This is a genomic window from Fimbriimonadaceae bacterium, from assembly GCA_019638775.1.
Classification (GTDB): Bacteria; Armatimonadota; Fimbriimonadia; order Fimbriimonadales; family Fimbriimonadaceae; genus JAHBTD01.
In genome coordinates, this window is the sequence record JAHBTD010000002.1 from 518,754 (window position 1) to 528,669 (window position 9,916).

The 9,916-nt window shown below is 53.5% G+C and carries 9 protein-coding genes and 1 tRNA gene; 6 read left to right on the top strand and 4 right to left on the bottom strand.

Features of this window, described 5'->3' with window-relative positions; translation table 11 throughout:
- Nucleotide 1 precedes the first annotated feature (1 nt).
- The 5 genes from recO (at nt 2) to KF784_08645 (ending at nt 5,075) form a co-directional block, all read left to right on the top strand.
- Nucleotides 2-748 carry a DNA repair protein RecO gene (recO, locus tag KF784_08625; GenBank protein ID MBX3119115.1) on the top strand — a complete coding sequence of 249 codons (747 nt, stop codon included), beginning with the start codon at nt 2-4 and terminating at the stop codon, nt 746-748.
- 14 nt (nt 749-762) lie between these two features.
- A complete protein-coding gene (locus KF784_08630; protein MBX3119116.1) occupies nt 763-2,382 on the top strand; it encodes a peptide ABC transporter substrate-binding protein in 1,620 nt (539 codons plus the stop codon).
- Between the two features lie 60 nt (nt 2,383-2,442).
- The gene (locus KF784_08635) at nt 2,443-3,684 is read left to right on the top strand and encodes a helix-turn-helix transcriptional regulator (protein MBX3119117.1); all 1,242 of its coding nucleotides are present in this window, start codon (nt 2,443-2,445) and stop codon (nt 3,682-3,684) included.
- A 2-nt stretch (nt 3,685-3,686) separates the two neighbouring features.
- On the top strand, nt 3,687-4,421 hold the full coding sequence (locus KF784_08640) for an ATP-binding cassette domain-containing protein (protein MBX3119118.1): 735 nt from the start codon (nt 3,687-3,689) through the stop codon (nt 4,419-4,421).
- Nucleotides 4,422-4,502: 81 nt separating this feature from the next.
- Complete coding sequence (locus tag KF784_08645) at nt 4,503-5,075, top strand: hypothetical protein (protein ID MBX3119119.1); 573 nt, start codon at nt 4,503-4,505, stop codon at nt 5,073-5,075.
- Nucleotides 5,076-5,197: 122 nt separating this feature from the next.
- Here KF784_08645 and KF784_08650 read toward each other — a convergent pair whose 3' ends face one another.
- Entirely contained in the window at nt 5,198-5,728 is a 531-nt protein-coding gene (locus KF784_08650) for a GNAT family N-acetyltransferase (protein ID MBX3119120.1), read from the bottom strand.
- A gap of 83 nt (nt 5,729-5,811) precedes the next feature.
- On the opposite strand from KF784_08650, the gene KF784_08655 reads away from it, so the two are divergent.
- Nucleotides 5,812-5,887, top strand: a tRNA-Lys gene (locus KF784_08655).
- Nucleotides 5,888-5,998: 111 nt separating this feature from the next.
- Here the strand turns inward: KF784_08655 and KF784_08660 are convergent.
- The 3 genes from KF784_08660 to KF784_08670 all read right to left on the bottom strand — a co-directional run bounded on the left by KF784_08660 (nt 5,999) and on the right by KF784_08670 (nt 9,648).
- Nucleotides 5,999-7,975, bottom strand: coding sequence for an AAA family ATPase (locus KF784_08660; GenBank protein MBX3119121.1), 1,977 nt, complete (start codon nt 7,973-7,975; stop codon nt 5,999-6,001).
- The gene (locus KF784_08665) at nt 7,972-8,430 is read right to left on the bottom strand and encodes a hypothetical protein (protein ID MBX3119122.1); all 459 of its coding nucleotides are present in this window, start codon (nt 8,428-8,430) and stop codon (nt 7,972-7,974) included. The genes KF784_08660 and KF784_08665 overlap by 4 nt, the downstream gene beginning before the upstream one ends.
- Before the next feature lie 747 nt (nt 8,431-9,177).
- Complete coding sequence (locus tag KF784_08670) at nt 9,178-9,648, bottom strand: hypothetical protein (protein ID MBX3119123.1); 471 nt, start codon at nt 9,646-9,648, stop codon at nt 9,178-9,180.
- Nucleotides 9,649-9,916: the final 268 nt, after the last annotated feature.

Sequence of the window (9,916 nt, forward strand, 5' to 3'; positions counted from 1 at the left end):
CCTGTCGGCGACTGCAAACGTACATGCAATCGTCTTAAGACGCCGGGACGCTGGAGAAAGCGACCGGCGTCTTACTCTTTTGACTGCCGAACTTGGGGTGATGGACGTCACTGCCAAGGGAGCTCGCAAGCACGGGTCTAGGCTCGCAGGGATATCCGAGCCTCTTTCGGTTTGCTCAATGAATCTGGCCACGGGGCGCAAGACCTGGTTCGTTACGCAGGCACAACCGATCACCTCCTACCCAGGCTTGCGCGCGGACTACGACAGACTCACATTCGCACTGGCTCTGACTGAAATCGCGGCTGCTGTGCTACCCCACGGGCAAGAAGCTCCCGAGGCTTTTCGATTTTTGGTCGAGGCGCTACGCTACATCGAGGTCGCTGAACGCCCAATTGTGAGCTTAATTTGGGCTGAGCTGAAGCTGATGGAGTTGAGTGGCTTTCAACCCGTTTGGAACTTGTCTGTTGTATCTGGAGTAGGGGTACAGGAAGCTCAAGCGTTTGTATCGCCGTCTGCCGGTGGGTATGTGACCTCGGACGAAGCATCCGAATTCCGAGATCGTTTTCTTGTGCGCGCTGAGGTGCTTTATGGCCTTGCCAAGGTCGCTGAGATTGAGGAGCCGCCGCCAAAACTGAAATACGCCGAAGACAGCCTGAGAGCGCTCTTTTCGTTTTGGAGGCACTTTGCCGAAAGCGCTTTACAGGCAAACGAGCAGGTTATCGCGAACCTGCCGACAAATGGAGTGTAAACTAAGCCTTAATCATGAGGTACACAGGAATTCTGCTGGTGTTCGCCGCTCTCTTGGCTGTAGCTGGATGTGGCAAAGGCAACTTTTCGGATCGTGTAAAGAGCGCTCAACGAGACGTCTTTAGATATCCGATTCCCAACAACCCAACGACCCTTGACCCAGGTGTTGTGCAGGATGGAGACACGATCGACCTTCTGCAAAACGTCTATGAGGGCCTCGTCGGATGGAGCACCGAGAATACGGTTGAGCCCCGACTGGCTGAGAGTTGGGATATATCGGAAGACGGCACGGTTTATACGTTCCATCTCAAGAAAGGCGTGAAGTTCCATAGCGGACGAGAGGTGACGGCTGAGGACTTTAAGTGGACTTTCGAGCGCAACTGCTACAAGACCGACCCCAACAAGTTTTCGAACGAGACTGCGGGTGTGTACCTGACCGATATCGTTGGAGTCCGTGAAAAGTGCGCGGGCACAGCTAACGACATCACTGGCATCAAGGTCGTTGATCCGTACACCTTGACGATCACCATCGACAAGCCTCGACCCTACTTCTTGGGCAAGCTGACGTTCATCGTCAGTGCGGTGCTCGATAAAGACATCGTTCCGATGGGGCAAGAAATCAACAAGCCGGAATTGATGGTAAGCACTGGGCCGTTCAAATGCACCGAATATGTCCAGGAGCAGGTGACCGTTCTAGAAGCTTTTGAGGACTATCACGGCGGTAAATCGCCCGTTGCAAAGATCGAGCGCCCGGTTATCAAAGATGCTGCGACTCGTCTGAACAAGTACAAGGCAGGAGAGATTGACCTTGTGCAGCTTCAGCGGCAAGATATCGAAGGTGTAGAGAAGGACCCGGCGATTGCTGGTGACCTGGTGCTCTTTGAGCGACCTTCTACTTGGTACATCGGTCTCAACGCCGATGTTCTTCCTCCGCTCCGCGACAAGCGCGTACGCCAAGCGATTGCGATGTCGATTGACAAGGATCAGATTGTTAACGGCCTCATGAAGGGCGTGAACAGCGTCGCCAATGGCTTGGTGCCTCCGGGTGTTTTTGGGCACAGAAAGGATGCGAAGGCGCTTCCGTATGACCCCGATAGAGCGCGCCAATTACTCGCTGAGGCCGGATATCCGGGCGGGAAGGGTTTCCCTCAGCTCACGATCTATTATCGAGAGAGCTACCCAGACATTCAGTTGGTCGCTGTTGCTGTGACAGGGATGATCAAGGAGAACCTTGGCATTGACGCAAAGGGGCAGACGATGGAATGGCGCGCATTCCTTGAGAAGAATAACGCCAAGAAACAGCCCTTTGTGCATATGCGATGGGCCGCCGACTATCTGGACCCTGAGAACTATCTCAGCTTCTTGTTGGCTAGCTACGGGCCTGAGAACCGTCTGAATCACCACAACCCGGAGTACGACCGGCTTTGTGCGATGGCGGATACCGAACTCAATCCAGAGAAACGCAAGCAGCTTTACGCTCAAGCGGAGGATATTGGTCTGGACGATGCTGTAATCGTGCCGATCTACTACCAACGCGATGCTGAGTTGATCAGCCCGCGCGTGAAGGGAATTCGTAGCAACCTCTTTGGGCACTTGGCGCACACCACGCTGAAGCTTGAAAATGCACCCAAATAGGGTGCCTTGACGTCATCCTGAGTAAGCCGTGCCTTCGATGCACGGCTTCTAACTTTAAGCATGAGAGTTCGACCTAAGAAAAGCCGATTCGTACTTGCCGAATTTGGGAGGGGCTATTCCGATATCTCGTGGAACAACGGTGGGGAAGGATTGCCCTTGGAGCCATCGGGGTTGCCCGCATGGAAAAGTAACGGCGGCCCTACTCGGGGGCACCCAGACCGAGCCCTCCCTTTTTCGGTACAGATTGACCTTCCTGAGACGCCGGAGCGGTTAGTACGGGTCTATCTTGTTGGCATCTTTGCACAATGGGCCGATGCGGCGATTGAGGGTTCAGGCTCGATAGGGGCGATGTTTACGGTCGGTGACCAGGCGAAGCCGCTGTTGAGAATCGACCTGCTGAGTCGTCGCCATTATGACGACGCCAAGGAGCTTGACAGAGCTGACCGAATTCTTGGCGATGGTACTAGTTTGCGCGCTGTGGGTTCGGCAAGGATTTCAGGGAAAACCTATCGGGTTGATGAGTTATCCGTAGATGTTCCTGACGGACCTGCGCCAACGACGATGCACTTTCGTGACTTGGGGACGCCAGCATCCTTTGTTCTCTTTGACGTTATCTTGGAGTACGAACCTGGTGAAAGCGGTTGCCCGTTTCATTCTGGTGGTGGTGGTGTTTCGCTATCGGATCTCCCTGGGGTGATGCGGGTAGGCGATCGTGTGCGGTTTGGCAGGGCGCTTGACCAGCTTGAGCATGCGGTCTTGAGCGCGAATGATCTCGACGAGGCTCGTGGAGAAGCGCTTACCTTTATTGCGGTTGTAACAGCCTCAATGCTTGAGATGGGTGGCTCAAGGAGCATGCACAGGATTCAGTTGCAGACCGCGCGAGCTTTCGACGAACTGTCCGAACTGTCTGACATCGCCAGGGAAGCCCGCAGAGTTGCCGAAGATGTGGCTACGAGTGCTATGAGTGAACCTTCCTCGGAAGGTGACCGCTTGATGGACCGCGCGATCAACCTCATCAACCGCAACTACTCGAAGGATTTAGCGGACGATGATATAGCCGAGCAGCTTGGGCTTAGCACGAGTCATTTCCGGTATCTCTTTAGGAAGGCAACCGGACAGCCCTTCCACCGTTATCTGATCGGGATTCGGCTTGAACAAGCCAAGATCTTGATCGTGGAGGGTGATGTGCCCGTTACTCAGGTCGCCGCAACAGTAGGTTTTTCAGGACTTTCACACTTTAGCCGCGCCTTTACACAGCGCTTTGGAGTCAGTCCAACAAGTCTGCGGCGTACCACTGAATAATCATGAGCGCGATCTCTGTAACCGGACTCATTAAGAGGTTTGACAAGAAGACCGTGCTCGACGGGATTGATTTGGCCATCAAGGAGGGTGAGATCGTAGCGGTGATGGGCAGCAGTGGGGGAGGGAAGACCACGCTGCTCAAATGCATCACTGGCCTGATAAGCCCAACCGAGGGCCAGATTGAAGTGGGTGGTGTCGATGTTTCAGCTAACACCGAATCAGCACGGCTGCAGATGGGGCTGGTGTTCCAATCCGCCGCGCTGTTTGACTATCTGAGTGTCCGTGACAATGTGCTCTTTGGCGTTCGCCGGCATACGAATTTGAGCAAATCCGAGCAGTTTGCGCTGTGTGAGGAGCTTCTTGAGACGGTGGGTCTTGGCGGAACGGAGGACCTGATGCCGGCTGAGTTAAGTGGTGGTATGCGTAAGCGAGCTGGCATCGCAAGAGCATTGGCGCTTCGTCCTAAAGTGATGCTTTACGATGAGCCGACAACCGGATTAGACCCGATTACGGCTTATACCATCGACTCGATGATTGCCGAAGTGAACAGCAAGTATCACGTGACGAGTCTGGTGGTGAGCCACGACGTGAGTTCTGTGTTTCGGATTGCCGATCGCGTGGCATTCTTGGATGGCGGCAAGCTGACATTCCTTGGCACGACTGCAGAGTTTGAGGCATCGCGCAATGATGCAATTCACGAACTCATCACCAAATCTGCGGCACGGTCCTTTTTTTAGAACCTTTGAAGCATATCACTGAACCTTGGATTCCTTTTGTCGTTTAGCCGGTTAGATACTGATCGGAGGTTCGAAATTAGGATGAAAAAGTTTCTTACGATTTGTGCAGTCGCTGCGTTCGCCGCAGCTATGACGACTTCATTTGGCCAGGGGGCAGGACCCAAGAACGGCGGGCAAGGCGGACAGGGCAAGCCCGGTCAAGGCCAAGGTGACCGTCAGGGCATGAGCCAGGCCGACCGCGAAGCCATGGTCAAGAAGATGACTGAAGCTAAGACGAAGATTCTCACCAGTCTGAAGCTCAGCAAAGACCAGATGACGAAGCTTAAAGCCGCTGACGACAAGCAAGAAGCTGTTACGAAGAAGCTCCGAGATGCCCGCAAGCCGGGTCAACAGATGGATCAAGCACAGCGTCAAAAAGCCATGGATACCATGCGCGAGGCTCGTAAGACCCACGAAGAAACCTATAAAAAGGTCATGGGCGAAGCTACCTACAAAAAGTATCAGGAAGCTTGGCAGAAGTGGATTAAAGAGAACGGATTTCAGAGAGGCCCCGGAGCAGGACGCGGCGGCGATGCCGGGAAAGCAGGAGCTGGCAAAGCTGGTGCTGGGACTGGAAAGGCTGGCGGTGGCGGGAAGAAGCCTCCGACTTTCTAACGACTTTTGACGATCACGACAATTTAGGCTTTGCATGGAAAGATAAGGGACGTTTCCATGCTTTTGGGGACCGGTTCATCCGGCCCCATTTTTTTGTGCCGATCAGTTGCACGTTCGGGTGTTTACAGCTCTAAGAACAAGCCCCACTCTGGGCTCTCATCGGGGTCATCGCAGATCCGTTCACCAGCAATGAGCGCTCCAAAACGCATGTACAACCGGTGGGCGTCTTCGAACTTCTTGTCACTCCAGATTTCGATGGCCGTTTTCCCTCGGTCGGCTGCCGCATCCATCGTCACCTGCATCATGGCTTGTCCGATCCCCTGCCTGCGGCCATCCGGGTGGACGTAAAGCCTGTTCAGCGCGCATTCGGTGCCCGCAATTCTGTATTTGCTACCATGCTTGACCACGTGTCCGTGGGAGCCGGGTATAGCTTCATGGAAGGTGAGGACGTTTGTGGCGACGATCTTTCCAGATTCATCCTCTGCCACCCAAAAATAGTCACCTTGGTCGATATAGTGACTCTGGAGGTTGTAGAGATCGGAATGGTAGCCACCGGTGTCCCAGGTGAAGCCGTATTCGTCGTAAACGGCACGGACAACTTCAGCGGCGGCGATGGCGTCGGCCTGGGTGGCGAGTCGGATGGAGAAGCTCATGGCGTGGAATTGGTCCTAACGACTCGGTTGGAGGGGAGGAAATTGATCCTGCAAACCGTTGGGAGTATAATACTCCTCACGTTGGATCGTTAGCTCAGTTGGCAGAGCAGCTGACTCTTAATCAGCGGGTCGTAGGTTCGAGCCCTACACGGTCCACCAACGCCTTTTTTGAACCTAAATGGAGCAACTGACTCCTTAACAAAGCGTTTCGAAAACACCCCGTTTTTCCGCGAATCAGCTGCTCTATGATACACGTTTTCGCCGCGAAATCTACGCCGCGATTTGCTCTTCACTCAGAGAGTAGATATCAGCACGGCGCTTTTTGCCAATGACTTTGATAGCTCGCCCCTTTTTCAGCTCTGAAAGCCGATTCCCGAGGGTTTTGGCGTTTTGGCCTGTTCGTTCTACTAACTCATCTTTGGTGAGCCCCTCAGGGCATTCTCGAAGCTCACTCAAGATGTTCTCATCAGCAAAGTACTTTGACTTTGATACTCCATCGGGCTTTTCTCGCAACTCGTACGAAGCCGGTCCCGAAGAGTAGATGGTCCAAACCCGACGGCTGAAATCGCCTCGACCCGCGCCATGAAGCGTTATCCAGCGGGTTCCGTCGGAGTTCTCTTCATGCTCCATGAGCAGGTCAAGAGAGACCGCCGCAAGAATTTGGTTGGAATCGGCCATACGTTCACGGTTCATGCCAGACGCAACGTTCTTATTGATGTGATGCAGAAGCACACAGGCGATTCTCTCACTGGCACAAAGCTCTTTAAGGCCCGTGAGGACCTTCCGAGCTTGCCGACCGTCTGAGAGCGTGTCAGTATTGGTGGCTGCATAGAGAGGGTCGATAATCAGAAGACGAGCCCCTGACTGACGGATGCACTGCCGCAACAGATACATGTCCGCTGGCTTTTCGAGGCAGAACTTGTAGTGGCTGATAAGCAGGTTTGAAGTCACCTCATACTCTTTCAGCACTAAAGCCCGCTCGGTCTGACTCTCCTCGACCGCCAACCACATGACCGGACACCGAGTCGTCGGAAGGCCAAGGAACGGTTCACCCTTAGCCACGGCCATAGCCAGAGCCGTCGCAAAGCACGACTTCCCAGCCTTCGACCCTCCAGCAAGCAGGGCAAGAAAGGTAGCAGGCAAAAGCCCTTCAACTATCCAATCCATGCCACGCTCCTCGCTCTCCTGCATGTACTCCGGCATAGCCACAAAAACCTCCTCAAAGCTCTGGACTGCCAAGCCCTCGCCATTCTCATCTTGGAAGTCACCACAAAAAGAAAAGTTGGCAAAGTCGAGGTCTTCCCAACTTTCTTTTTCTATAGAGGGATGATGAAGTTGCACGGTCGATTTTCGAGCCTCAAAGATGGCCTTGGCCGCCTTCGAAAAATCTCCGCCATGGTTCAAAAGCGCGTACGCCGCGAACGGCGAATAGCAGTTGTTAGGCTCAAAGGGGTGAGAGTTAGGTGAGAAGTTGAAAAACCAATTCGGGTTTTTATTTGCGAACCCTACAACCGCGCTATGAGTACCGGCCCTTTCCCCTGGCCTTCGCCAATACTCCTTTCGACCTGATATGCCCGTGAGGTCCCACCCATGGGGTTCTAAGACTTCTCGCCAAGAAACGTTCTCGTTAAACCAGTCTCCTGGCCGCATAGAACCATCGGGCGCTCTCTCGACCTGAACTCTCTCTGCCGGACTAACAGAAGCACGTATCGGCACCTCGACCCCGAGTTCAGCCAAAGAAACGACCGGAATCGGTTCCTTAATAGGATTCACCCAAACGCGAGTCTCGCCTTCGGGATGAATGGTCGGGGGCATGACGACGAATTTCCCTTGCGCTAAGAGGTCACCGCATGACTGGTGGTCCCCACAAAGGCTGAAGGTCGAGGACTGCAAAGGCCCCTCAGTGCGAAGATAGACGTGATATCGGTCCCCACGTCGGTCGGTCGGCAGTACAGCCGCCCAAGCGGGGAAGAGGCCCTTCCAGGCCTCATAAGTCCCCTCTCGGTCGAAGTCAAGCACACACAGAAAGCCGCTGACTTCACCACACATGACACCCATGCCGATATCACGAGAGAACCAGCTTTCGAGATTCGATTCAGGGACCATGCTCGCTTGGTAACCGCTCCACGCTATCCGGCGAATTCTCCCGTTTCCGTCGGCAATGCTTGGAGTTTTCTCTCTGTGAGCCACAGGAACCACATTGAGGCCAAGGCTTCGCAGCCTCTTTGCTTCATTGAGGTTGCTCACGCCGCCACCCCCATACCATCACCGAAGAGGTCTTGTTGAAGCGCCGCCGCCGGTGGTTTCGGCTGTGGTCCATAATCGGAGGGTTGAGGCCGCTTTTGCCACCATGCAAGCCCCAAAGCCGTTTGAGGATTGAAACCCCGATTTACTGGAAAACCGTGCTTGATAAAATCATGGTGCCAAGCCACGAAGTATTGGCCGGTTTCTCGGTCTTGGAGCTGGTGATACTTCACTCCGAGCTTCTGAGCTTCGTTCAATGCCGAAACGTCCATGGCAAAGGCCGGTGGCGTTCGGAGTTGGTGGCGTTCGACCGAAATACGCTTGGTCGAATAAAGCCGACCCTGGTCGTCGGTTTGTACTCGGGCGATGACTCGACCCTCCGCAGTGTGAAGGGTCTGATGCCGTGTTTTGAACTTAAATGCTGTTTTCGTTTTACTTTTTTGATTACACTGAAACATGTCTATTGCTCCTGAAGGGTTTTAGACATGCCGATTCGGGCCTTAACGGGGCCCGGTCGGCTTTTTAGTTCGTCAGGGGCCTCACCTCAAAAACAGAAATGGGCCACGATGTGGAGCGCGATTATCCAGCACCATGACCCAAAGAGTCAAAATTGTTGTAGCGAAATCGCGCGAGTCGAACAGATTGCGAGACCTGAATTCAAGAATCGTTCTGAACGAAGTGTAAGTTTACCTTGAATCTTTGCAAAATCCACGATAAAGGCACGCCATCGGACCTATAACTATATGCCATCCCCATTACAAATGTAAAGCGTCTCAGAAAGATGCGAAAAGGACTCTTCGGATATTCTGAAAAAAGCACGGAAGGTACATGATTCTGTGTGAAAAACATCGCTGATGGGCTAACATCCGAACTGGCGTGTAATGACTCTGGACGTGGACTTAGCGTGAACTTGAGTGAACCTGAGACATTTGTCCTGGTTGCCAGTAAGAGAATTTGCAGGGTTGCGTAGAGGAAAGCTCGTCCTGAGTATCACTAACGGAACTCATTAAAGGTTCAATAACCCGTGTCGAGAGTTGTAGACACATGTTACTGTTACGCCTAAGTTGTCTTTACAAGTGTTTAAGTCACAAGAGACATATGTAACAACTACACTGTCCCACTCGGTCTATTCGCCAAAACGAATTTGTACGGGCCTGCTTTGTGGCTCCACACTTTCTCCCAGATTTACCGAAATCGCCGCGACATCAGACTCGACCGCGCCGGTCTTTCCGTCTTTGATTCCTTTTGTTCTGATAAGCCCAACGCCGCTCCAAACGGTCCATCACCGCAACTTCGGTCATAAGCTCATACGCCATGGTTCCGAGCCCGTTAATCGCGTAACGCGGACAACGATGGTTCTGCCGTTGGCACTGGTAACGAAGCCCCCAACACACTCGACACCGAAGAGCCGCGTAATCGGGTGTGTGATAGAGCTTCTTTCGGCGCTTGCTGCAACCGGGACAAATCCACCAGTTGCGAAAGCCACCGTTCGGCAGGGAAGTCCTTTCGACCGGATAAACGTCACCTTCGCAAATCTTCCCGCGTTTAAGGCCGATGAGCAGCCCGCCGGGGTCCCTTTCAACCCAGCTGCCCCATTGAGGGTCCTCACCGTCATAACGCCACCAGATAAGAGGGCAAATCTCAAGGAACTCAACCGTCTCGACGAGCGAATCCACATCGAACGAAGCACACTCCTCGACACACCTTTTTCGAGCCGTCCATTGCCGCCCGCTGCACCAACTGCCCATATCTATTTAGACGTTTGAAAGAGCCCCAGAATGGCCCTCTCAGGGCCTTGAAATACTGATAGGTGATTTGCCTCATGCAAGGCATAAAGAGAGGCTCTACGGCCCTGCTGGATGGTGGAAACACGAGTGCCAGAGTCAGGTTTTGCAAGGGTTGTCAGTCATGCCTATGGTCTGGCTTCTATGAAGGATTTTGAAA

Excerpts from the sequence above, each read along its gene's own strand:
- KF784_08640 (MBX3119118.1), top strand. The coding sequence starts at position 3,687 with ATGAGCGCGATCTCTGTAACCGGACTCATTAAGAGGTTTGACAAGAAG.
- KF784_08630 (MBX3119116.1), top strand. The coding sequence starts at position 763 with ATGAGGTACACAGGAATTCTGCTGGTGTTCGCCGCTCTCTTGGCTGTA.
- KF784_08650 (MBX3119120.1), bottom strand. The coding sequence starts at position 5,728 with ATGAGCTTCTCCATCCGACTCGCCACCCAGGCCGACGCCATCGCCGCC.
- KF784_08645 (MBX3119119.1), top strand. The coding sequence starts at position 4,503 with ATGAAAAAGTTTCTTACGATTTGTGCAGTCGCTGCGTTCGCCGCAGCT.
- KF784_08635 (MBX3119117.1), top strand. The coding sequence starts at position 2,443 with ATGAGAGTTCGACCTAAGAAAAGCCGATTCGTACTTGCCGAATTTGGG.
- KF784_08665 (MBX3119122.1), bottom strand. The coding sequence starts at position 8,430 with ATGTTTCAGTGTAATCAAAAAAGTAAAACGAAAACAGCATTTAAGTTC.